This window comes from Thermus sediminis (genome assembly GCF_003426945.1).
In the GTDB taxonomy this organism is placed as follows: domain Bacteria; phylum Deinococcota; class Deinococci; order Deinococcales; family Thermaceae; genus Thermus; species Thermus sediminis.
The window spans coordinates 1,416,834-1,437,739 of record NZ_QURO01000004.1; the positions used below are offsets into that span (position 1 = coordinate 1,416,834).

Genomic DNA, 20,906 nt, shown 5'->3' on the forward strand with positions numbered 1-20,906 from the left:
GCTATATAGACTGGGACGAGGAGGCTCTGGCGGAGCTTCTGGCCCGGGAGGGGGCTTGAGCCTGCTTCTGGACACCAGCGGGGTCCTGGTCCTTCTGGACCGGGCCCACCCCCTTCACGAGGCGGCCAAGGGCGCCTTGGAGGGGCGGCTTTTGGTTCCCGGCACCATCCTGCCCGAGGTGGACCATCTGGCCCGGCATCGGCTGGGGGAAAAGGTGGTCAGGGGCTTTCTGGAGGGCCTGGCCCAGGGGGAAGGCCTGTACCTTCCCTTTCTAGCGGAGGACCTCCCCCGGGCCCTCGAGGTCATGGACGCCTGCCCGGGGGTGGGCTTTGGGGAGGCCAGCATCGTGGCCCTGGCGGAGAAGCACAGGATAGGGAAGGTTCTAACCCCGAACGGGAGGGACTTCAGCCGTTTTAGGCCCAGGGGACTGGGCTACTTGGAGTTGTTGCCATGATTGTGGTCAAGGTAGGTGGCGCGGAGGGCATCAACTACGAGGCCGTGGCCAGGGACGCGGCCTCCTTGTGGAAGGAGGGGGAAAGGCTCCTTCTGGTGCACGGGGGGAGCGCGGAGACCAACCGGGTGGCCGAGGCCCTGGGCCACCCCCCCCGGTTCCTCACCCACCCCGGGGGCCAGGTGAGCCGCCTCACGGACCGCAGGACCCTGGAGATCTTCACCATGGTCTACGCCGGCCTGGTGAACAAGCGCCTGGTGGAGCTTCTCCAGAAGGAAGGGGTAAACGCCCTGGGGCTTTCCGGCCTAGACGGAAGGCTCCTCCTGGGCCGCCGCAAGGCCGCGGTGAAGTACGTGGAGGAGGGCAAGGTCAAGATCCACCGCGGGGACTACACGGGCACCGTGGAGGAGGTGAACCGGGCCCTTTTGGACCTCCTCCTGGCCCATGGCTACCTCCCCGTCCTCACCCCCCCCGCCTTAAGCTACGAGGGGGAGGCCATCAACACCGATGGGGACCAGGTGGCGGCCCTCCTCGCCACGGTCTACGGGGCGGAGGCCCTGGTCTACCTCTCCAACGTCCCCGGCCTCCTCGCCCGCTACCCCGACGAGGCCTCCTTGGTGCGGGAGATCCCCGTGGAAAGGGTGGAGGACCCCGAGTACCTGGCCCTGGCCCAGGGGCGGATGAAGCGGAAGGTCATGGGGGCGGTGGAGGCGGTGAGGGGCGGGGTGAAGCGGGTGGTCTTCGCCGATGGGCGGGTGGGGGGTCCCATCAGGCGGGCCCTTGCCGGGGAGGGCACCGTGGTACGCTAGGTCCATGGTGCGATTCGCCCTGGTCCTCCACGCCCACCTGCCCTACGTGCGGGCCCACGGCCTGTGGCCCTTTGGAGAGGAGACCCTCTACGAGGCCATGGCCGAGACCTACCTACCCCTCCTCAGGTCCCTGGAGCGGCTCTGGCAGGAGGGGGTGGAGTCCCGGTTCACCCTGGGCATCACCCCCATTCTGGCGGAGCAGCTGAGCGATCCTAGGGTAAAGGCGGGCTTCCAGGCCTACGCCAAGGACCGCCTTGAGCGGGCCCAGAGCGACTACCTGCGCTACGGGGGCACCGAGCTGGAGGGGAGCGCCCGCCACCAGGTGGCCTTTTGGGAACTCACTCTGGACCACTTCCACCAACTGGGTGGGGACACCCTCCAGGCCTTCCGCAGGGCCCAGGACCGTGGGCAGTTGGAGCTCATCGCCTCCAACGCTACCCACGGCTACTCCCCCCTCCTGGGCTACGATGAGGCCCTTTGGGCCCAGGTGAAGACCGGAGTGGCCACCTACCGCCGCCACTTCGCCAAGGACCCCACGGGCTTTTGGCTTCCCGAGATGGCCTACCGGCCCAAGGGATACTGGAAGCCCCCGGTGGCAGGCCCCCCGGAGGGGCTTAGGGCGGGGGTGGACGAGCTCCTCATGCGGGCAGGGGTCCGCTACACCTTCCTGGACGCCCACCTGGTCCAGGGGAGCAGGGCCCTTACCCCCTATGGGGAAGCCTCCTTGGAAGGGGTGGAGAGCGGCGAGGCCACCTACTACGTCCACGAGCTGGAGTCGGGCCTCAGGGTCCTCCCCCGCAACCAGGAGACCACCCTCCAGGTGTGGAGCGCGGACCACGGCTACCCTGGGGAGGGGCTTTACCGGGAGTTCCACCGCAAGGACCCCCTTTCTGGGTTGCACCACTGGCGGGTCACCCACCGCCAGGCGGACCTTTCCGCCAAGGCCCCCTACGACCCCGAGGCGGCCTTCGCCAAGACCAAGGAGCACGCCGCCCACTTCGTGGGGCTCTTGGCCCGCTTGGCGGGGGAGCATCCCGATGGGGTCATCCTCTCCCCCTACGATGCCGAGCTCTTCGGCCACTGGTGGTACGAGGGGGTGGCCTGGTTGGAGGAGGTCCTGCGCCTCCTCGCCCGCACCCCGGGGGTGCGGGCGGTGACCGCCAAGGAGGCGGTCCAGGGGAAGGCGGTGCGGGCTAGCCTACCTGAGGGTTCCTGGGGCCGAGGCGGGGACCACCGGGTCTGGCTCAACGAGAAGACCCTGGACTACTGGCAGAAGGTCTACCAGGCGGAGGGCGCCATGCGGGAGGAGGTACGGCGGGGCAACCTCTCCCGCCGCCTCCTGCGCCAGGCCATGCGGGAGCTCCTCCTCCTCGAGGCCTCGGACTGGCCCTTCCTCATAGACACCGGCCAGGCGGAAGCGTACGCCCGGGAGCGGTATGAGGAGCACGCCGGGGCCTTCTTCCGCCTCCTCAAGGGGGTCTCCGAGGAGGAGCTCAGGGCTTTAGAGGAGCGGGACAACCCCTTCCCCGAGGCCGATCCCCGGCTCTACCTGGAAGTGCCCTAGCCCCCTTTCCCCCAAGCCCAAGGGGGTAGGATGGGTAAGGTGGTGTGGCACGCCCTCTTGCAGTTTCGGCCGGAAAAGTCCCGGCCCAGGGAAAGCCTCCGCCGCCTTCGGGCCCACCTCGAGGCCCTCCGCCCCTACGCCCCCGAGGTGGTGGTCCTCCCCGAGGCCGCCCTCACAGGCTACTTCCTCCAAGGGGGGGTTAGGGAGCTGGCCCTGACCCAGCACGAGCTTTTGGAACTCCTCTCCGGTCTTTACCGGGAGCTGGCCTGGGAGGGGCCCTTGGACCTGGTGGTGGGCTTTTACGAGCGGGACGGAGGAGCCTACTACAACAGCGCCGCTTACCTGGAGCTTCCCCACCGCATCGTCCACGTGCACCGGAAGGTCTTCCTCCCCACCTACGGCGTCTTTGACGAGGAGCGCTACCTGGCCCGGGGGAGCCGCATAGAGGCCTTCGGGACCCGCTTCGGCCGGGTGGCCATCCTCATCTGCGAGGACTTCTGGCACTCCCTCGCCGCGGCCATCGCCGCCCTGGACGGGGCGGAGGTGATCTACGTGCCCGCGGCGAGCCCGGCCCGGGGTTTCCAGGGCGACCGCCCGGAGAACGTGGAGCGCTGGCGCACCCTGGCCCGGGCGGTGGCGGCGGAGCACGGGCTTTTCGTGGTCCTGGCCAGCCTGGTGGGCTTTGAGGGGGGGAAGGGGATGAGCGGGGGGAGCCTGGTGGCGGGCCCCGAGGGCCGGATCCTGGCCGAGGCCCCCCTCTTTGAGGAGGCGGCCCTCCTCTTCAGGCTGGACCGGGAGCGCATCCCCCCGGTGCGCTACGATAGCCCCCTGCTTTCCGACCTCGAGGCCACCCTTCCCCTCCTCCTCCCCGACCTGGAGCGGGTGGCGCGTAAGGGGGTGAAGGAGGCGCGATGAGGCTCATAGAAGTCCAAAGCCTTCCGGAGAGCCTGGAACTCCGCTGGCCCCTGGTGGCGGACTTCCTCGCCCGCTTCATCCGGGAGGAGCTCTCCTGGCGGGGGTACGAGAAGGCCCTTGTGGCCGTTTCCGGCGGGGTGGACTCCGCCACCACCCTGGCCCTGGCGGTGCGGGCCCTGGGGCGGGAGAGGGTCCACGCCCTCTTCCTGCCCCACCGGGACTCCAGCCCCCTCTCCCGAACCCACGCCTACCTGGTGGCCGAAACCTTCGGGGTGGGCCTCGAGGAGGTGGACATCACCCCCATGGTGGAGGCCTACGCCGCCCTCACCCCCGACCTCACCCCCCACCGCAAGGGGAACGTCATGGCCCGGGTGCGGATGATGGTCCTCTTTGACAAGTCCCAGGCCTACGGGGCCCTCCCCTTGGGGACGGGCAACAAGACCGAGAGGCTCTTCGGCTACTTCACCTGGCACGGGGACGACACCCCCCCGGTGAACCCCTTGGGGGACCTCTACAAGACCCAGGTCTGGGCCCTGGCCCGTTTCCTGGGGGTGCCCGAGGCGGTGGCGGCGAAGCCCCCCACGGCGGACCTCATCCCCGGCCAGACGGACGAGGCCGATCTCGGGGTGGCCTACCTGAGGGCGGACGTCATCCTGGAGCACTACCTCAAGGGGTATTCCGATGCCTACCTGCTGGGCCTGGGCTTCACCGAGGGGGAGATCCGAAGGGTCAAGGAGGGGGTGAACCGGACCCACTGGAAGCGGGCCCTGCCCACGGTGGCCCTCCTCTCCTCCACGGCCATCGGGGAGTTCTACCTGAGGCCCGTGGACTATAGGGGGTAGAGGCCGTGGCCCGCAGGTCTGGGCGATCCCCTGGGCCCCTTCGCCCGAGGCTCGGCTGGGCGGTCTGGCTCCTTCTGGGACTGGGGCTCCTCGCCTTCCTTGCGGCGCGCCTTCTACCCCTGGGGTTGGGCCCAACGGCCTTGCCCCTGGCGGCCTCTCTCCGTTTCTAGGGAGGAGGATGGGGTGAAGGGTCCAGAACTCAAGGGCTTCTTGGCCCGGGCCCGCACCATAGCCGTCCTTGGGGCCCACAAGGACCCAGGCCGCGCGGCCCACTACGTGCCCCGCTACCTCTGGGAGAGGGGCTACCGCATCCTGCCCGTGAACCCCCGCTTCGCCGGGGAGGAGCTTTTCGGGGAGAGGGTGGTGGCGGGCCTCCTGGAGCTTGGGGAGCCCGTGGATATCCTGGACGTCTTCCGCTCGCCTTCGGCCCTCATGGGCCACCTCGAGGAGGTCCTCACCCTAAGGCCCCGCCTGGTCTGGCTCCAGTCGGGGATCCGCCACCCGGGGTTTGAGGAACGGCTTCGGGAGGCGGGCATCCCCGTGGTAGCGGACCGCTGCCTCATGGTGGAGCACAGGAGGCTCTTCGGGGTTTAGCCGTGGAGCCCTGGCAGGAGTCCCTCCTCCGCTGGTACCGGGAAGACCACAGGCCCCTTCCCTGGCGGGGGGAGGAGGACCCCTACCGGGTCCTGGTGGCCGAGGTCCTCCTGCAGCAGACCCGGGTCCAGCAGGCCATCCCCTACTACCGGCGCTTCCTCGAGCGCTTCCCCACGCTAAAGGCCCTGCGGGGGGCCTCCCTGGAGGAGGTGCTAAGGGTCTGGCAGGGGGCAGGCTACTACCGGAGGGCGCTCCACCTCCACCGCCTGGCCCAGGAGGTGGAGGCCCTGCCCCAAAGCTTCGCTGAGCTCCTCAGGCTTCCCGGCCTTGGCCCCTACACCGCGGCCGCGGTGGCCTCCATGGCCTTTGGCGAGCGGGTGGCGGCAGTGGACGGGAACGTGCGCCGGGTCCTCTCCCGCCTCTTCGCCCTGGAAAACCCCCCTCCCAAGGCCCTCCGGGAGCTGGCCCAGGGCCTTCTGCCCCAAGGGGTCCACCCCGGGGAGTGGAACCAGGCCCTCATGGAGCTGGGGGCCACGGTCTGCCTGCCCAAAGGGCCCCTCTGCGGGACCTGCCCCGTGGCGTTGGCCTGCAAGGGGAAGGGGGCCCCGGGGCGCTACCCCCTTCCCAGGAGGCGGAAGGCCAAGGAGGAGCGCCTTTGCGCCCTGGTCCTCTTGGGGCGGAAGGGGGTTTATCTGGAGCGCCTAAAGGGGCGCTTCCAAGGCCTCTATGGCGTTCCCCTCTTCCCCGTGGAGGAGCTTCCGGAAAGGGCAAAGGCCTTCGGCGTGGCCCCCCGCTTCCTAGGGGAGGTGCGCCATGCCCTCACCCATAGGAGGCTCCTGGTGGAGGTCCACGGCGCCCCCTGGGACGGGGAAGGGGAGGACCCCGAGGCCAGGCCCCTACCCAAGCTCGTGGAGAAGGTGCTCCGCCAGGCGGAGGCCCTCTTGGCTCATGAGGGCGTAGTCCCCTTCCCGCACGCAAAGCCCCACGGCGTAAAGCCCCGCTAGCCTCCTCAGGCGGAAGGTGGCCTCCTCCCACTCCTCGGGGTGGAAGGCGTGGTAGTGCACCCGGTACCCCGGGGTGGTGGGGGTTTCCGGTACCACCCCCTCCCGCTTTTGGAAGCGGAAGCCCAGGGCCAGAAGGTCCTCAAAGAGCTCGGGGTAGCTGGCCTCGGAAAGCCGCCCCGCCTCCTCCTCCACCTCCCCGATTTTGAGCCTGGCCCCAAGGAAGCTTCCCACGGCCAGGACCACCCTTTCCGCCCGCACCGGGGGGCCCTCCCAGGTCCTCACCCCCACCGCCCGGTCCCCCTCTAGGAGGAGCCCCGCGGCCGTGGCCTGGAAGAGGTGGAGGTTCCCTTCCCCTTCCAAGAGGTATTTGGCCCGGGCGTGGAAGGCCCAGACCCTTGGGTCCTCGGGGCCATAGGCCCTTTCCAGGAGGCTTCCTGGAGGGAAGGGGGGCCTTGGAAGGAGGAAGGGCATCATCACCGAGTCCAGGCTCTGGGTGAGGAGGCCCACCCGCACTCCTTCAGAAGCCAGGCGGTAGGCGGCCTCGCTGCCCGCAAAGCCCGCCCCCACCACCAGGACCTGGTACCCGTCCATAAGGAAAAAGCCCCCTTACGGGGCCACGTGGCGGGCCGTGAAGGACTCGAACCTCCAACCCCCGGTTTTGGAGACCGGTGCTCTGCCAGTTGAGCTAACGGCCCCCGCCTCCGAGGATTCTAGCACACCCGGGCCCTTCGGCCAAGGGGGCCCTCAGGGGGTATAAAATGCCCCCATGCGGCTAGCCTGGGCTATGGTTTCTCTCCTAGCTTGGGCCCTGGCCCAGCCCACCCACACCGTGGCCCCCGGGGACACCCTTTTTTCCATCGCCCGCCGCTATGGGACCACGGTGGAGGAGCTCATGCGCCTGAACGGCCTGGAGAGCTTCCTCATCCAGGTGGGCCAGGTGCTGAGGCTCCCCTCGGGGGATCGGGTCCACCGGGTGGCCCCGGGGGACACCCTTTTTTCCATCGCCCGCCGCTATGGGACCACGGTGGAGGAGCTCATGCGCCTGAACGGCCTCACCTCCCCGGATCTCAAGGCGGGGCAGGCCTTGAGGCTTCCCCAGGAGGAGGCCTCGAGGGAAGCCCCCTCCCCAGGGCCCCAGGCCCAGCCTGCGGAAGGGGACCTTGACCCGGAAAGCCCCCTCCTGAGGGCCGTCCTCCGCTACCTCGGGGTGCCCTACAAGTATGGGGCCAACTCCCCCCTTTCCCTGGACTGCTCCGCCTTCGTGGCCCAGGTCTACGCCGAGCTGGGCGTGGCCCTGCCCCGCACCACCCGGGAGCAGTACCAGGCCCTGCCGGTGGCGGAGGCCTTGCGCCCCGGGGACCTGGTCTTCTTCAGCTTCGGGGGGCGGGAGGTGGACCACGTGGGCCTCTACCTGGGCCGGGGGGTCTTCGCCCACGCCAGTAGCTACGGGAGCCGGGTGGTCATAGAGAGCCTCGAGGCCCCCTTCTACCGGAGGACCTACCGGGGGGCAAGGCGGCCCGTCCAGGAGGCCAAGGGACCCTAGGGCCAGCCCGGGACCTCCCCCCGGGCCTTCCGCAGGGCCTCTAAGAGGGCCTCCCCCGGCCTCCCCTCTCCCCGGAAGGCCTCGGCCTCCCGCTCCAGCCAGGCTTCCCCGGGGCGGAAGAGGACCCCCCGGGCCTCGGCCAAGGCGGCCTCCAGGAGGCCCCCCAGGGAGTAGAAGGGGCTTCCCGGGGGCAGGTCGGGGTCAAAGCCCTGACGGGCCAGGGCCCGGCCGTAGGGGGCCTCCCGCGCCTCCATGGTGCCGCCCTGGGCGAAGTAGCGCCTCAAGACCCTTCCCCAGTCCCCCGAGCGGCTGTAGGGGGCCATGGCCCGGTAGGCGGCCTCGAGGTCCTCCTCCCCGTAGGAGCGGTAGGCGTCCTCGTGCACCACCAGGTGCCGGGGAAGCCTGGGCCTTGGCGGGCCCTCCTCGTCCGGAACCCCCAGGGTGAGGCCCACCACGGGGAAGACCCCAGGGGGCAGGCGGAGGAGGTCTAGGAGCGCCTCGGGCTCGTTCAGCACCCCCCCGATGAAGCATATGCCGTAGCCCATGGCCTCGGCGGTGAGGGCCAGGTAGGCTGCCGCCAGCCCTGCGTCCAGGACGGCGAAGTGGAGGGCGGCCTTGGGCCAGGAGGCCATCCTCTCCCTCCGGTGGGCGAGGAGCCTCTCCAGGCGGTGGACATCGGCTAGGAAGAGGAAGAACTCCGCCGCCTGCCGCACGTGCTCCTGGTCCCCGGAAAGCCGGGCTATGGCCTCCCGCAGGTCCCGGTCCTTGACCCTGAGGGCGCTGTAGAGCTGGGCGCTGGCGTCCGTGGGGGCCCGCTGGAGGGCGAGGAGGAGGCGGTCCAGGTCCTCCTCGGGGATGGGGATGGGTTTGTAGCGGCGCACGCTCCGCCTTTGCGAAAGGATCTGAAGGAGGTCCATCCCCCAAAGGATACCCCTCCGGGTCAGGGCCGTTGTGGATCCTTCCCCCAAAAGGACCGCGCCCTCGCGGCCGGCCTCCCCCGATCCTTCTACCCCCGGGAGTGGAGGCCCTGGAGGCCGCGCCCTTAGGGGGAGGAGCCGGTACAAGAGCGGAGCCTGCTCGGGTGGTCCATGCCCCGGAAGGCAGGGGAGACCGCGAGGAGGTCCCAGCCGCCTTCCTCCGGGGCCTCGTCCCTTGCCCGGGATCCGAGGGGGGAAGGGGAAGCCCCTGGGGGAGGTCCCTCAACTGCTGGCTTGGGGGGCAGCCGGGGGTGGGAGCCTGGCCCCTTCCTAATGTCCTCGGGGGCCTGGAGGCGTTCGGCCAGGGAAAGGAGGTCGCGGGAGGGGGGAAAGGCCTGGTGGGAAAGGGCCGCCGCTCGAGCACACCCTCCACCCCCGCAGGCGGCCCCTAGAGGCCCAGGAGGCCCAGGTAAGCCCCCCAGAGGGCCTCCCCAAAGAAGAGGGCCACCACCCCGCCCAGGGCCAGGTAGGGGCCGAAGGGGAGGCGCCTTTGGCGGAGGAGGAGGCCCAGGAAGGCCCCGGCGAAGACGGCGAGGAGGAGGGCCAGGAAGGCGTAGGGGCCGAGCCAGGCCCCAAGGGCCCCCAGGAGCTTCACGTCCCCGTAGCCCATGGCCACGGGCTCCTCTTCCCCTTCGGGTGGGGCGGGCTTGAAGGCCCAGTAGAGCCCCCCGGCGAGGGCGAGCCCTCCCGCGGCCAGGAGGCTTCCCTTCAGGGCCTCCAGGAGGTCCAGGCCCAGGTAGGGGGTGAGGAGGAGGACGGCGGGAAGGAGGGGCAGGGTGAGCCGGTCGGGCAGGACCACGGGCCTTCCCGTCCGGGCGGAGAGGCCCCAGGCGAGGAAGGCCAGGGCCATCCCCACCCCTGGGCCTAGGAGGGCCCCCAGGAGGGCCGCCATGTGCACCTGGTGGGGGCCCACGGGGAGGAGGGCCTTGCCCTCCCGGAAACGCCTCAGGAAAAGCCCCCCATACCCCGCCACCAGGCCCAGGGCCCCCGCCGCCATCAGGGCCCCATCCAGGCTCTCGCCGAAGGGGAGGGGGAAGGTGAGGAGGGAGGAGGCGAGGAGGCCCAGGAAGAGGAGGCCGTAGGTAAGGGCATCGGGGAGCTCGTAGGTGTCCAGGTCAATGAAGGAGAGGGCCACCAGGAAGGCGAGGAAGGTGAAGACCAAGAAGGCCTCCAGAGAGGGGGGGTAGAAGAGGGCGGTGAGGCCGAAGAGGAGGCCGGTGAGCCCCTCCACCAGGGGGTAGCGGGGGCTGATGGCCCCCCTGCAGTAGCGGCACCGCCCCCCTAGGGCCAGGTAGGAGAGGAGGGGGACCAGGTCCTGGGGGCCCAAAGGGTGGCCGCAGGCCGGGCAACGGGAGCGCGGGTAGGCCAGGGACTCCCCCCTGGGCAGGCGGTGGACCACCACGTTGAGGAAGGAACCCACCACCAGGCCCAGGACCAGCGCGAAAAGGGGCCACATGGGGGCATTGTACCGGGGCTTTCACCGGGTTTTATCGGAGGAGGAATTATGATGCCTCTATGACGCCGGAAGCCGCCTACCAGAGCCTGCTGGACTTCCAGAGGGAGACCGCCTACCTGGCCTCCTTGGGGGCCCTGGCCGCTTGGGACCAGCGCACCATGATCCCCAAAAAGGGGCACGGGCACCGGGCGAGGCAGATGGCCGCCCTTGCCCGCCTCCTCCACGAGCGGACCACCGACCCCAGGATCGGGGAGTGGCTTTCCAAGGTGGAGGGGTCTTCCCTGGTCCAAGACCCCCTAAGCGACGCCGCGGTGAACGTGAGGGCCTGGCGCTTGGCCTACGAGAGGGCCCGGGCCATCCCCGAGAGGCTTGCCGTGGAGCTGGCCCAGGCGAGAAGCGAGGGGGAGACCGCCTGGGAGGCCCTCCGCCCCCAGGACGACTGGCAGGGCTTCCTGCCCTACCTGAGGCGCCTCTTTGCCCTGGTGAGGGAGGAGGCGGAGATCCTCATGGCCGTGGGCCCAGACCCCTTGGACCCTCCCTACGGGGAACTTTACGACGCCCTTCTGGACGGGTACGAGCCTGGGGCCAGGGCGAGGGACCTCCTGCCCCTTTTCGGGGAGCTCCGGGGGGGGCTTGGGGAGCTTCTGGACCGCGTCCTGGGAAGCGGGCGGAGGCCCGATACCGCCCTCCTCCGCCGTCCCTACCCCAAGGAGGCGCAAAGGGCCTTCGCCCTAGAGCTCCTTCAGGCCTGCGGGTACGACCTCGAGGCGGGCCGCTTGGATCCCACCGCCCACCCCTTTGAGATCGCCATCGGCCCCGGGGACGTGCGCATCACCACCCGCTACTACGAGGACTTCTTCAACGCCGGCATCTTCGGCACCCTCCACGAGATGGGCCACGCCCTCTACGAGCAGGGCCTGCCCCAGGAGCACTGGGGCACCCCCCGGGGGGAGGCCGCCTCCCTGGGGGTCCACGAGTCGCAAAGCCGCACCTGGGAGAACCTGGTGGGCCGCTCCTTGGGCTTCTGGGAGCGCTTCTTCCCCCGGGCCCAGGAGGTCTTCCCGAGCCTCGCCGACGTGGCCCTGGAGGACTTCCACTTCGCCGTAAACGCCGTGGAGCCCTCCCTCATCCGGGTGGAGGCGGACGAGGTCACCTACAACCTCCACATCCTGGTGCGCCTGGAGCTGGAGCTGGCCCTCTTCCGTGGGGAGCTTCCCCTGGAGGACCTCCCCGAGGCCTGGCGGGAGCGGTACCGGGCCTACCTGGGGGTGGCCCCCGGGGACTTCAGGGACGGGGTCATGCAGGACGTCCACTGGTCCTCGGGGATGTTCGGCTACTTCCCCACCTACACCCTGGGCAACCTCTACGCCGCCCAGTTCCTCCAGGGGGCGGAGAGGGAGCTTGGGCCCCTAGAGCCCATGTTCGCCCGGGGGAAGTTCGCCCCCTTCCTGGAGTGGACCCGGAAGAACATCCACGCCGAGGGGGGCCGCCTCCGCCCCCGGGCCCTGGTGGAGCGAGTCACGGGGGAGCCTCCTTCCGCCCAGCCCTTCCTCCGGTACCTGGAGGCCAAGTACCGGTCCCTTTACGGCTTCTAAGTGACCGGACGCCAACTTCGCAACGCGTGGGACCAACCTCGGCGCGCGGGCCCGCTTTCCGGGGCCCCCACCAGGGCGAAAGCCACGGTGGGGCACTTAGCCCCGCCTGGGCCAGGCAGGGAGAAGGGCCAGGAGGAGGAGGGCGCTGGCCGCAAGGAGGGCCCCCTCCCCTCGGCCCAAACCCTCTGCGAAGAGGCCAGCCACCGCGGGCCCTAGGGCCTGCCCTAGGGCGAAGGCCGCGGTGGAAAGCCCCATGGCCCGGGGCCAGGCGGAAGGGGGAAGGGTGCTGCGGAAGGCCTGGGTGATGGCGGTGATCACCCCCAGGAAGGAGAGGCCGAAGAGGAGGGCGCTTAAGGGCAGGAGATGGAGGGCTAGGGGGGAAGGCTTCCCAGGAAGAGCACCAGGAGGACGTGGAAAAGCCCCCGCCTTCCCCCCACCCGCTCCACCCAGGGGCCCCAGAGGGGCCCGGTGAGGAGGGCCCCAACCCCCAGAAGGGCGAAGAGCAGGGTCCAGTTCTCCACCGCAGTGGTGATGAAGGTCATATACCCGATGTACCCCGCCCCGTAGAGGCCGTAGGCCAGGAGGAGGGGAAGGATGGGCTTTAGGCTCCCTTCCCCCCGGGCGGGGGGCGGGGGTTCTTTTAGCTCGCGCCAGGCCAGAAGCGGCGGTAGGCCTAAAAGGAGGGCCCCTAGGCCCAACCTTCCCCAGGCCTCCCCGGGGCTTTCCGCCCCCCAAAGGAGCCAGGGCGCCAGGAGGAGGCCCAGCCCCACCCCCCCGTAGTAGACCCCCAGGGCCTGGCCCGAGCGGCCCTGGGCCATGAGGAGAGCAGCCCCGCCCACGAAGACCAAGGCCCCCAGAGCTCCCTGGAGAAGGCGGAGGAAGAAGGCGGGAGCGTAGCCCCAAAGCCCGGTGAGCCCGAGGACCGGCCCCTGGAGCAGGAGGGAGAGGAAGAAGCCGCGGCGGTAGCCCACCCGTCCCAAGAGGGGATGGCTGAGGAGGGCCCCTAGGAGGTAGCCCAGGGTGTTGGCGCTTCCCAAAAGCCCCGCCTCCGCATAGGAGAGGCCCCAGGCCGCCTGCATGAGGGGCAGGACCAGGGCGTAGGCGAAGCGCCCTAGGCCCAGGGCCGCCGCAGGACCCAAGGTCAGGAGGGCACCCCTAGTGGCCATGGAGAAGCCCAAGCCGCCGGGCCCTCTTCACCGCCAGGCGGAAGAGGAAAAGCCCCAGGAGGAAGTAGGCCAGGCTGTTGAGGAGGGCGAGGAGGAGGCCCAAGGGCTCCAAGGGGGTTCCCGCCGCCAGCATCCCCCGGGCCAGCGAGGCCCCCGGGGCCAGGGGGAGGAGGAGGAAGGGACCCTCGCCCGGGGCCTGGAGGAGGAAGAGGAGGAGGAACTGGGAGAGCCCCAGGAGCTGGCCTACCCGCTTGTAGAGGAGGGCCAGGGAGGCCATGGCGAAGCCCAGGCCGTAGGCCCCCAGGAGGACCACCAGGAAGGGGAGGACCACGGCGGGGGTGAAGGCTAGCTGGGCCCCGGTGAGGGCCATCAGGGCGAGGGCCACCAGGAAGACCAGAAGCCCCTGGCTCAAAAGCCCCGCCAGGTTCCGCACTAGGAAGAGGGGGATGGGGCCGTAGGGGGTGAGGAAGACCTGCTCCAGGGTGCCCGTCTGCGCCTCCTCCATGAGGCCGAAGGAGAGGCCATTGTAGGCTGAGAGGGTGAAGGTCCAGAGGAGGTAGCCCACGAGGACGGCCTCGAGCCTCCCCCCGAACTCCGCCCCAGGCCCCGCCAGGAAGCGGGCCCCCAGGAAGAGGAGGTAGAAGAGGAGGCTCAGGGTGACCACGGCCCCCAGGAGCTCCAGGGGGTAGCGGCGGAGGAAGAGGAGGCTTCGCCAGAGCTCGGCCAGGAAGAGGTCAAGCATGGCCCACCACCTTCAGGAACACCTCCAAGAGGTCCGCCTCCGCCCTGGCCACCCGCTTGAGGGGAAGGGGCCTCAGGGCCTCTAGGACCCGCCACAGGGCCTCCCCGTCCCCCCGGAAGAGGAAGGGGCCTTCCCCCTCCACCCCCAGGGCCCGGAGGCGGCGGAGGACCTCGAGGGGCAGGGGGGCCTCCAGCTCCAGCACGTAGTGCTCCCCGGCGAAGCGGGCCAGGAGGGCCTCCTTCTCCCCCTCCAAGACGATCTCCCCCCGGTGGATGATGGCCACCCGGTGGGCCAGGGCCTGGGCCACGGAGAGCTGGTGGGTGGTGAGGAGGATGGCCTTGCCCCTTTGGGCCAGCTCCCGCACCTTGGCCTCCACGAGGAGGGCGGTCTCCACGTCCAGGCCTAGGGTGGGCTCGTCCAGGAGGAGGACCTCGGGGTCGTGGACCAGGGCCTGGAGGAGGGCCAGCTTCTGCTGCATCCCCCGGGAGAGGTGGCGCACCTCTACCCCTGCCTTTTCCCAAAGGCCGTACTCCTCCAGAAGCGCCTGGGCCCGCCGCTGGGCCGCTCCCAGGGAGAGGCCCCGGGCCACGCCGAAGTAGACCAGGTTCTCTAGGGGGGTGAGGCGCCAGTAGACGTTGCGGTTCCCCTCCAGCACCGCCCCCAGGTGGCGGAGGGCCCAGGGATTTTGGAAAGGGTCTTGGCCTAGAAGGCGGACCTCCCCCCCATCGGGGAAGAGGAGGCTTGCGAGCATCTTCACCGTGGTGGTCTTGCCCGCCCCGTTCTTGCCCAGGAAGGCCAGGACCTCCCCCGGGGCCAGGGCCAGGCCCACCCCCTTCACCGCCTCCAGGGCCCCGAAGCGCTTCCAGAGGCCCCGGGCCTCGAGGAGAGGTTCCATAGGGTTACTCTAACTCTTTCGGAGTCCACCGCGCCCCGTCCCGCTTTTGGTATTTCTCCATGGCCTTGAGGAAGGCCTCCTCCAGGTCAATCCCCTCCCGGTTGGCCAGGGAGAGGAGGACGAAGAGGAGGTCGGCGAGCTCCAGGGCCAGGTCCCCCTCCTCCTCCCCGGGCTTGGGGGTCTTCCCGTGGCGGTGGGCCAGGACCCGGGCCACCTCCCCGAGCTCCTCGGCCAGGCGGGCCAGCATGAGGAGAGGGGGGAAGTACCCCTCCTCAAACCGCCCGATCCAGGCGTCCACCATGGCCTGGGCCTCCTTGAAGGTGAGCACGGCTAGACCCCCCTCACGAAGGCGGCGAGGAGGCGCACCGCCCGCTCCACGTCGGTGAAGTCCACCATCTCCACCGGGGAGTGCATGTAGCGAAGGGGGATGGAGACGATTCCCGTGGGGATGCCCTCCCGCACCTTGGCCACCTCGTCGGCGTCCGTGCCCGACCACCGCCCGTGGGCGTGGAGGACGTAGGGGATGCCCTCTCGTTCCGCCGCCGCCCTCAGCCCCTTCAGGACCTCCTGGTCCACGAAGGGGCCCACGTCCAGCACCACGCCCTTACCCAGCTCCGCCTCCCCCACCAGGGCCTTGTCCATGCCGGGGGTGGCGCTGTCGTGGTGGACGTCCACCACCAGGGCCAAATCCGGGGCTTCCCGGAAGGCGGCGGTCCTGGCCCCGTAGGCCCCGATCTCCTCCTGCACCGTGCCCACGGCCACCACCTCCCCCGGGGCCAGGCCCACGAGGAGGCGGAGGGCCTCGAGGACCACGAAGGCCCCCAGGCGGTTGTCCAGGGCCTTGGAGACCAGGCGCCTTCCCAGAAGCCACTCCGGGGCCTGGTCCAGGACCCCCACCGCCCCCACCTCCAGGTGCGCTAGGGCCTCCTCCCGGCTCTCCGCCCCGATGTCGGCGAAGAGCTCCGGGATCTCCACGGCCTTCCTCCTCTCCTCCTCCTTCAGCACGTGGATGGCCTTCCGCCCCACCACCCCGAGGACCGGCCCCTTCTTGCCCAAAAAGCGCAGGCGCTGCCCCACCAGGACCTGGGGGTCCCAGCCCCCAAGGGGCCTTAGGCGCAGGAAGCCCTTCTCCTCCACGTGGCTCACGATGACCCCGATCTCGTCCAGGTGGCCCAGGAGGAGGACCTTGGGCCTTTTGCCGGGGTTGAGGCGGGCGTAGGCGTTCCCGTGCCGGTCGCGCTCCGCCTGGGCGAAGGTCCTGGCCCTCTCCAGGAAGACCTCGGCCGCCTCCTCCTCAAAGCCGGAAGGCCCGGTGGCTAGAAGGAGTCTTTCCAGAAAAGCCAGATCTGGCGCGTAGTCCATGCCCCAAGCTTACAATGGCCCCGTGAAGCGCCTGGCCCTCATCGCCCACGACGCCAAGAAGGAGGAGATGGTGGCCTTCTGCCTGAGGCATAAGGGGCTCCTCGCCCGGTTTTCCCTCGTGGCCACGGGGACCACCGGGGCCCGCATTGAGGAGGCCACGGGGCTTCCCGTGGAACGGGTCCTCTCCGGGCCCCTGGGCGGGGACCAGCAGATCGGGGCCCGGGTGGCCGAGGGTCGGGTCCTGGCGGTGATCTTCCTCCAGGACCCCATGACGCCCAAGCCCCACGAGCCCGACATCCAGGCCCTCATGCGGGTCTGCAACGTGCATGGGGTGCCCCTCGCCACCAACCTGGCGGCGGCGGAGGCCCTGGTCCCTTGGCTCAGGGACCAGGCCGCCACCTAGGCGCTCACAGGCTCTTGTAGTAGGCCAGCGCCCCGGCCGGGTGGGCTTCTTTGCAACCAAGTTCACCTAGGTTCAAAATGCTGTGCAAGCTGAAGGTAATCCTACCTCTAGAAAGCATCTCGCCCTGAGCTACCGGCTGGAGAGCTGCTTCCCTCAAAAGGTGTACACCCGGGCAAACACGAAGCGTGGTCTGCTTATGATATCCCTTGGCTCCCAAGGATAAGGCTCCGGCTCCGAGTAGGGTAGTGTCGCTTATTTTGTGGGTTAAGCATGGAGGGCTGAATGAACCAAGAGGGGTTCAAGAGGTTGACCAAGGAGGAGGTCAGCCGGCGCATCCGGGAAGGGGTCAAGGCCATCATCGAGCAGGTGTTGGAAGAAGAGATGACCGAGCGCCTGGCTGCGGGTCACCGTGAGCGCACCCCGAGCCGCCGCGGGGAGCGGAACGGCCACTACACCCGGGACCTCATCACGCCGGCGGGCAAGATCGCGCAGCTCCGGGTACCCCGGGACCGGGAGGGGACTTTCCTGACCGAGGTGTTGGAGCGCTACAAGCGGATGACCGGGGAGGTGGAAGAGGCCGTCCTGGAGATGGACCTGCAAGGGGTCTCCACCCGCAAGGTGGCGGCCATCACCGAAGGTCTGTCCCGAGTGCGGATTGGTAAGGACGCGGTCTCCAGGGTAGCCCAGCGCCTGGAGGAGGCGCCCTCTGCCTGGCGGGGCCGGCCCTTGGGGCTGGCTTACCCCTACCTCTACCTGGACGCGGCCTACTTCAAGGCGAACCGGGGCGGGCGGGTGGTGGACCTGGCCCTGCTGGTGGCGGTGGGGGTGAACGAGAAAGGCTACCGAGGTCACGGGCGCAGCCCGTACCTTTTGCTGCTGGCGGTGGAACCGGCGGGCGGGGAGCGGAAGGAGGCCTGGAGGAACCTCCGGAAGGGTCTGGTGGAGCGGGGGCTTCGTGGGGTGAGGCTGGTCATTTCCGACGACCCCCCTTCCATCCGCCAGGCGGCGAGGGCCGAGCTTCCTGGGGCCAGCTGGCAGCGGTGCGGAGCTCCAGGAGGTGTTTGTGGCGCGGCGGCGGGGCACGGCGGAATCTCTGGCCCGAGAGTTTGTTGAACGCTACCGGGACCGGTACAGGCGAGGGGTGGAGGTGTTTGCCCAGGGTTTGGGGGAAGCTCTGATCCACCTGGACTTTCCCAGCGGCCACCAGAAGCACATCAAGGGCACGAATGCGCTGGAGCGGCTTTTCCGGGAGGTGAAGCGGCGGACCAGGGTGGTTGGGGTTTTCCCCAGCGAGGGGAGCCTAGGGAATCTGGCCACGGTGGTGATGCTGAGAGCCACGGAGGACTGGGCGCTCAGGCGTTACCTGGACATGGCCCCGCTTTGGGCCGCGGAAGAGAAACCCACAAAAACCGCTACTTGACTGTCACTACCGCTAACGGAATCGTTGGGGACCGGGAAAATGGTGCCGTCGCTCAAGCGGTAGAGATTGCCTCCCACCGGTTGCGCAACCTCGATTAAGCCCTTGAGATGTACTCGATTGACGTAAATCTTTCCGTTCGCGATGTAGATAACCGATTCCCAGTCTTCTGGCTTGAGCAAACGCATATGTCTAGCGATCACGGCTCGCTCTTCACCCTGGATCTCAGGGTCGATATGGGCCTGAATCTGTGCATCGAGGGGGTCTACTTGTTGGGTGCATGCTGTTAGCACCGTAATAGAGGCTAGTGCTGCAATCAGCTTCGTCCTCATTGGTTCCTACTTCCTGTCCCAATTCTATCACCCGCGCCCGCCCTAGGGGAGAAGGCAAGGTGTGGACTTTGCTCGATGGCCCTCAGCCGCTTATCCTCATTATCCTCTTCGCTGCTTGGCTTAATGTACCGCAGGTTTCCGATAGCAAAAGTCTATCACGAGTGTGCTTGGGAGATCCGGAGTGGAGCGACTTGTTGGATTAAGCCCTCACCCCAGGCTCCGCCGGTAGCTCAGCGCCTCGGCCACGTGGGCCTCCTCCACCCGCTCGGCGCCCGCCAGGTCGGCCACGGTGCGGGCCACCCGGAGAAGGCGGTCGTAGGAACGGGCGGAGAGGAGGAGCTTCTTGGCGGCCGCCTGGAGGAGGGCCTCGGCCCCGGGGGTGAGGCGGAGGTGCTCGCGCAGGGCCCTGCCGGAAAGCTCCCCGTTGGGGCGGCCCTGGCGCCTCAGCATCCTCTCCCTGGCCCTCAGGACCCTTTCCCGCACCGCCTCCGTCCCCTCCCCCTCGGGGGCCCGGGCGAGCTCCAGGGGGGTGAGGCGGGGGACCTCCACCACCAGGTCGAAGCGGTCCAGGAGGGGCCCGGAGATCTTGCCCACATAGCGCTTCTGGATGCTTGGGGTGCAGGTGCAGGCCCTCTCCGGGTCCCCGTAAAAGCCGCAGGGGCAGGGGTTCATGGCCGCCACCAGGAGGAAGCGGGCGGGGAAGGTGAGGCTGGCCCGGGCCCGGGCGATGGTGACCACCCCGTCCTCCAGGGGCTGGCGCAGGGCCTCGAGGGCCTCCCGGGAGAACTCGGGAAACTCGTCCAGGAAGAGGACCCCCCGGTGGGCCAGGGAGACCTCCCCCGGCTTGGGGATGGCCCCGCCCCCGATGAGCCCGGCGTAGCTCACCGTGTGGTGGGGGGCGCGGAAGGGCGGGGTCCTGAGGAGGCCAAGGACGGCCTGCCCCGCGGCGGAGTGGATCCGGGTCACCTCCAAAGCCGCCTCCTGGGAAAGGGGGGGCATGAGGAAGGGAAGCCGCCTCGCCAGCATGGTCTTCCCCGAGCCGGGGCTTCCCACCATGAGGAGGTGGTGGTGGCCGCTGGCGGCGATCTCTAAGGCCCTCTTGGCCTTGGCCTGCCCCTTCACGTCCCTTAGGTCCAGGACCTCGGGGGCCTCGAGGGGGTCATGGGGCCTCGCCTCCTCCAGGGCCTCCTCGCCCCGCAAAAAGGCCACCACCTCCCCCAGGCTCCCCGCCCCAAAGACCCGCACCCCCTCCACCAGGGCCGCCTCCTGGGCGCTTTCTTGGGGAAGGACCAGGGTTTTGCCCTCGGCCAGGGCCCCCAGGGCCAGGTTCACCGCCCCCGGCACGGGCCTCAGGCTCCCGTCCAGGCCCAGCTCCCCCGCCACGGCCAAAGGGGAAAGGGCCTCGAGGGGCACCACCCCCTGGGCGGCGAGGAGGCCCAGGGCGATGGGCAGGTCAAACTGGCTCCCCTCCTTCTTGAGCTCCGCCGGGGCCAGGTTCACCACCACCCGGGCCTGGGGATAGGGGAGGCCCGCGTTCTTCAGGGCGGCCCGCACCCTCTCCCGGCTCTCCTCCACCGCCTTGTCGGGCAGGCCCACCAGAGCGTAGGAGGGAAGTCCGGGACTAACATCCACCTCCACGGTGACGGGAATGGCGTCCAGGCCGAAAAGGGCGTAGCTCCGCACCTGGGCCAGCATGGAGGGAGTTTATCACTTGTGTAAAAGGGGCAGGTAGAGGACAAGGGCCAGGAGGAGGAGGCCCAAAAGCCCCAAGAAGGCCACAGGGTAACCGAAGGCCGCCACCACCACCCCCACCCCCCACTGGAGGAGGAAGGTGCCCCCGATGCCGAAGAGGTTCACCAGGGTGGTCCCCCGGCCCACCAGGTGGCCCGCCACCAGCTCCCGGGCCTGGGTGAGGGTGAGGATGTTGAAGGCCCCGAAGAAGCCCAGGATCAGGTAGGCGGGGGCCAGGACCTTGAGGAGGAGGAGGAGGAGGCCTAGGGCGAAGAGGAGGCTTGAGGCAAGGAGCACCCTGGCCGTGCCCAGGCGGTCCGCCAGGTAGCCGGAGACCAGGAAGCCAAGGACGGCCGTCCCCGAATAGAAGAAGAGGAGGTTCCCTACCTCCAGGGTCCCCAGGCCCAGGTCGTAGGCGTAGGCCCCGGCCCAGAGGGTCTGCAGGGAGAGGAAGCCCCCGGCGAAGGCCAAGGCCAGGAAGGCCACCCTGAGGAGCCTTCCGTTCCTGACCACCTCCCCCAGGCCCCCGCTCCCACCGCCCTTGGGCCAGACCACCCCGGGCGGGGCGTTTTTCACGCCCAGGAAGATCAAAAAGGCCACCAGGACCACCACCAGGCTCCCCCCCAGGAAGACCCCCCGCCAGCCCACCATCTCCTTCAGGACGGCCAGGGGCGTGGCCGCCATCAGCCCCCCCGTGGCCCCCAGGCCCACGAGCAGGGTGGAAACCGTGGCGTACCCCTTGGGGAACCAGAGGCTAAAGGCCTTCAGGGAGCCCATGAGGGCCGCGGCCATCCCCACCCCGATCAGGGCCCGCCCCAGGGCCAGGGTGGCGAAGCCCTGGGCCAGGCCGAAGACCAGGCTCCCCAGGGCGGCCACCGCAAGGAGGGCGGGGGTGACGATCTGGGGGCCGAAGCGGTCCAGGAGGCTCCCCAAGGGGAGCTGCACCGCGGCGAAGGCCAGGTAGAAGAGGCTGGTCATGAGGCCCAGCTCCGCCGGGCCCAGCCTCAGCTCCTGGGAGAGGTCCTGGGAGAGCACCGCGTTGGCCGAACGGTAGAAGTAGGAGAGGAAGTAGCCCAGGGTAAAGAGGAAAAAGACGCGGATGGCCATA

The 20,906-nt window shown here is 69.4% G+C and carries 21 protein-coding genes, 1 tRNA gene and 1 pseudogene; 12 read left to right on the forward strand and 11 right to left on the reverse strand.

What is annotated here, in order from left to right:
• Positions 1-55 precede the first annotated feature (55 nt).
• From ATI37_RS08230 to mutY, 7 genes are all read left to right on the forward strand, one after another.
• Positions 56-454 (forward strand): type II toxin-antitoxin system VapC family toxin, encoded by a 399-nt coding sequence (locus ATI37_RS08230; RefSeq protein ID WP_157969086.1) that lies wholly within the window; start codon positions 56-58, stop codon positions 452-454.
• Positions 451-1,260, forward strand: coding sequence for a [LysW]-aminoadipate kinase (locus ATI37_RS08235; protein WP_117237931.1), 810 nt, complete (start codon positions 451-453; stop codon positions 1,258-1,260). The genes ATI37_RS08230 and ATI37_RS08235 overlap by 4 nt, the downstream gene beginning before the upstream one ends.
• 4 nt (positions 1,261-1,264) lie before the next feature.
• Positions 1,265-2,824 (forward strand): 1,4-alpha-glucan branching protein, encoded by a 1,560-nt coding sequence (locus ATI37_RS08240; protein ID WP_117237932.1) that lies wholly within the window; start codon positions 1,265-1,267, stop codon positions 2,822-2,824.
• Between the two features lie 30 nt (positions 2,825-2,854).
• A complete protein-coding gene (locus ATI37_RS08245) occupies positions 2,855-3,739 on the forward strand; it encodes a nitrilase-related carbon-nitrogen hydrolase (RefSeq protein ID WP_117237933.1) in 885 nt (294 codons plus the stop codon).
• Positions 3,736-4,581: an NAD+ synthase gene (locus ATI37_RS08250; protein WP_117237934.1), complete on the forward strand. Its 846-nt coding sequence runs from the start codon at positions 3,736-3,738 to the stop codon at positions 4,579-4,581. Before ATI37_RS08245 ends, ATI37_RS08250 begins: the two co-directional genes overlap by 4 nt.
• A gap of 183 nt (positions 4,582-4,764) precedes the next feature.
• Entirely contained in the window at positions 4,765-5,175 is a 411-nt protein-coding gene (locus tag ATI37_RS08255; protein WP_117237935.1) for a CoA-binding protein, read from the forward strand.
• Between the two features lie 2 nt (positions 5,176-5,177).
• On the forward strand, positions 5,178-6,179 hold the full coding sequence (gene mutY / locus ATI37_RS08260; RefSeq protein WP_117237936.1) for an A/G-specific adenine glycosylase MutY: 1,002 nt from the start codon (positions 5,178-5,180) through the stop codon (positions 6,177-6,179).
• Here the strand turns inward: mutY and ATI37_RS08265 are convergent.
• Positions 6,072-6,770, reverse strand: coding sequence for an FAD-dependent oxidoreductase (locus ATI37_RS08265; RefSeq protein ID WP_117237937.1), 699 nt, complete (start codon positions 6,768-6,770; stop codon positions 6,072-6,074). The genes mutY and ATI37_RS08265 overlap by 108 nt on opposite strands.
• Positions 6,771-6,798: 28 nt before the next feature.
• Positions 6,799-6,874: transfer RNA gene (locus ATI37_RS08270), tRNA-Trp, on the reverse strand.
• Positions 6,875-6,945: 71 nt separating this feature from the next.
• Here ATI37_RS08270 and ATI37_RS08275 point away from each other — a divergent pair.
• Positions 6,946-7,722, forward strand: a complete 777-nt coding sequence (locus ATI37_RS08275; protein ID WP_117237938.1) for a C40 family peptidase — start codon at positions 6,946-6,948, stop codon at positions 7,720-7,722.
• Here the strand turns inward: ATI37_RS08275 and ATI37_RS08280 are convergent.
• Both ATI37_RS08280 and ATI37_RS08290 read right to left on the reverse strand, forming a co-directional pair.
• On the reverse strand, positions 7,719-8,639 hold the full coding sequence (locus ATI37_RS08280) for a nitroreductase family protein (protein ID WP_117238566.1): 921 nt from the start codon (positions 8,637-8,639) through the stop codon (positions 7,719-7,721). The genes ATI37_RS08275 and ATI37_RS08280 overlap by 4 nt on opposite strands.
• Before the next feature lie 448 nt (positions 8,640-9,087).
• Positions 9,088-10,155, reverse strand: coding sequence for a prepilin peptidase (locus ATI37_RS08290; protein ID WP_117237940.1), 1,068 nt, complete (start codon positions 10,153-10,155; stop codon positions 9,088-9,090).
• 59 nt (positions 10,156-10,214) lie between these two features.
• On the opposite strand from ATI37_RS08290, the gene ATI37_RS08295 reads away from it, so the two are divergent.
• Positions 10,215-11,750, forward strand: a complete 1,536-nt coding sequence (locus tag ATI37_RS08295; RefSeq protein WP_117237941.1) for a carboxypeptidase M32 — start codon at positions 10,215-10,217, stop codon at positions 11,748-11,750.
• Positions 11,751-11,846: 96 nt separating this feature from the next.
• On the opposite strand, the pseudogene ATI37_RS08300 reads toward ATI37_RS08295, so the two are convergent.
• The 5 genes and pseudogenes from ATI37_RS08300 to ATI37_RS08320 form a co-directional block, all read right to left on the reverse strand.
• A pseudogene (locus ATI37_RS08300) lies at positions 11,847-12,916 on the reverse strand (YbfB/YjiJ family MFS transporter).
• A complete protein-coding gene (locus tag ATI37_RS08305; RefSeq protein WP_117237942.1) occupies positions 12,906-13,658 on the reverse strand; it encodes an ABC transporter permease in 753 nt (250 codons plus the stop codon). The pseudogene ATI37_RS08300 and the gene ATI37_RS08305 overlap by 11 nt, the downstream one beginning before the upstream one ends.
• Entirely contained in the window at positions 13,651-14,553 is a 903-nt protein-coding gene (locus tag ATI37_RS08310) for an ABC transporter ATP-binding protein (protein ID WP_117237943.1), read from the reverse strand. The genes ATI37_RS08305 and ATI37_RS08310 overlap by 8 nt, the downstream gene beginning before the upstream one ends.
• A 4-nt stretch (positions 14,554-14,557) precedes the next feature.
• Complete coding sequence (locus ATI37_RS08315) at positions 14,558-14,854, reverse strand: nucleotide pyrophosphohydrolase (protein ID WP_117238567.1); 297 nt, start codon at positions 14,852-14,854, stop codon at positions 14,558-14,560.
• 29 nt (positions 14,855-14,883) lie between these two features.
• Positions 14,884-15,915 carry a M42 family metallopeptidase gene (locus ATI37_RS08320; RefSeq protein ID WP_117237944.1) on the reverse strand — a complete coding sequence of 344 codons (1,032 nt, stop codon included), beginning with the start codon at positions 15,913-15,915 and terminating at the stop codon, positions 14,884-14,886.
• A 22-nt stretch (positions 15,916-15,937) separates the two neighbouring features.
• Here ATI37_RS08320 and ATI37_RS08325 point away from each other — a divergent pair, with 22 nt between their 5' ends.
• From ATI37_RS08325 to ATI37_RS12485, 3 genes are all read left to right on the forward strand, one after another.
• Complete coding sequence (locus ATI37_RS08325; protein ID WP_117238568.1) at positions 15,938-16,318, forward strand: methylglyoxal synthase; 381 nt, start codon at positions 15,938-15,940, stop codon at positions 16,316-16,318.
• 282 nt (positions 16,319-16,600) lie between these two features.
• Positions 16,601-17,431 carry an IS256 family transposase gene (locus ATI37_RS08330; protein ID WP_117237945.1) on the forward strand — a complete coding sequence of 277 codons (831 nt, stop codon included), beginning with the start codon at positions 16,601-16,603 and terminating at the stop codon, positions 17,429-17,431.
• Complete coding sequence (locus ATI37_RS12485) at positions 17,382-17,738, forward strand: transposase (RefSeq protein ID WP_157969087.1); 357 nt, start codon at positions 17,382-17,384, stop codon at positions 17,736-17,738. Before ATI37_RS08330 ends, ATI37_RS12485 begins: the two co-directional genes overlap by 50 nt.
• Positions 17,739-18,274: 536 nt before the next feature.
• On the opposite strand, the gene ATI37_RS08345 is transcribed toward ATI37_RS12485, so the two are convergent.
• Both ATI37_RS08345 and ATI37_RS08350 read right to left on the reverse strand, forming a co-directional pair.
• Positions 18,275-19,762: a YifB family Mg chelatase-like AAA ATPase gene (locus ATI37_RS08345; RefSeq protein WP_117237948.1), complete on the reverse strand. Its 1,488-nt coding sequence runs from the start codon at positions 19,760-19,762 to the stop codon at positions 18,275-18,277.
• A 12-nt stretch (positions 19,763-19,774) separates the two neighbouring features.
• Positions 19,775-20,905 carry an MFS transporter gene (locus ATI37_RS08350; RefSeq protein ID WP_117237949.1) on the reverse strand — a complete coding sequence of 377 codons (1,131 nt, stop codon included), beginning with the start codon at positions 20,903-20,905 and terminating at the stop codon, positions 19,775-19,777.
• Position 20,906 lies beyond the last annotated feature (1 nt).

What these genes read in the sequence shown, in the direction of transcription:
- ATI37_RS08305 (WP_117237942.1), bottom strand. Translation starts at nt 13,658, where the DNA reads ATGCTTGACCTCTTCCTGGCCGAGCTCTGGCGAAGCCTCCTCTTCCTC.
- ATI37_RS08295 (WP_117237941.1), top strand. Translation starts at nt 10,215, where the DNA reads ATGACGCCGGAAGCCGCCTACCAGAGCCTGCTGGACTTCCAGAGGGAG.
- ATI37_RS08315 (WP_117238567.1), bottom strand. Translation starts at nt 14,854, where the DNA reads ATGGTGGACGCCTGGATCGGGCGGTTTGAGGAGGGGTACTTCCCCCCT.
- ATI37_RS08310 (WP_117237943.1), bottom strand. Translation starts at nt 14,553, where the DNA reads ATGGAACCTCTCCTCGAGGCCCGGGGCCTCTGGAAGCGCTTCGGGGCC.
- ATI37_RS08330 (WP_117237945.1), top strand. Translation starts at nt 16,601, where the DNA reads ATGAACCAAGAGGGGTTCAAGAGGTTGACCAAGGAGGAGGTCAGCCGG.
- ATI37_RS08265 (WP_117237937.1), bottom strand. Translation starts at nt 6,770, where the DNA reads ATGGACGGGTACCAGGTCCTGGTGGTGGGGGCGGGCTTTGCGGGCAGC.
- ATI37_RS08320 (WP_117237944.1), bottom strand. Translation starts at nt 15,915, where the DNA reads ATGGACTACGCGCCAGATCTGGCTTTTCTGGAAAGACTCCTTCTAGCC.
- ATI37_RS08250 (WP_117237934.1), top strand. Translation starts at nt 3,736, where the DNA reads ATGAGGCTCATAGAAGTCCAAAGCCTTCCGGAGAGCCTGGAACTCCGC.
- ATI37_RS08280 (WP_117238566.1), bottom strand. Translation starts at nt 8,639, where the DNA reads ATGGACCTCCTTCAGATCCTTTCGCAAAGGCGGAGCGTGCGCCGCTAC.
- ATI37_RS08240 (WP_117237932.1), top strand. Translation starts at nt 1,265, where the DNA reads ATGGTGCGATTCGCCCTGGTCCTCCACGCCCACCTGCCCTACGTGCGG.
- ATI37_RS08290 (WP_117237940.1), bottom strand. Translation starts at nt 10,155, where the DNA reads ATGTGGCCCCTTTTCGCGCTGGTCCTGGGCCTGGTGGTGGGTTCCTTC.
- ATI37_RS08350 (WP_117237949.1), bottom strand. Translation starts at nt 20,905, where the DNA reads ATGGCCATCCGCGTCTTTTTCCTCTTTACCCTGGGCTACTTCCTCTCC.
- ATI37_RS08235 (WP_117237931.1), top strand. Translation starts at nt 451, where the DNA reads ATGATTGTGGTCAAGGTAGGTGGCGCGGAGGGCATCAACTACGAGGCC.
- ATI37_RS08345 (WP_117237948.1), bottom strand. Translation starts at nt 19,762, where the DNA reads ATGCTGGCCCAGGTGCGGAGCTACGCCCTTTTCGGCCTGGACGCCATT.
- ATI37_RS08245 (WP_117237933.1), top strand. Translation starts at nt 2,855, where the DNA reads ATGGGTAAGGTGGTGTGGCACGCCCTCTTGCAGTTTCGGCCGGAAAAG.
- ATI37_RS08275 (WP_117237938.1), top strand. Translation starts at nt 6,946, where the DNA reads ATGCGGCTAGCCTGGGCTATGGTTTCTCTCCTAGCTTGGGCCCTGGCC.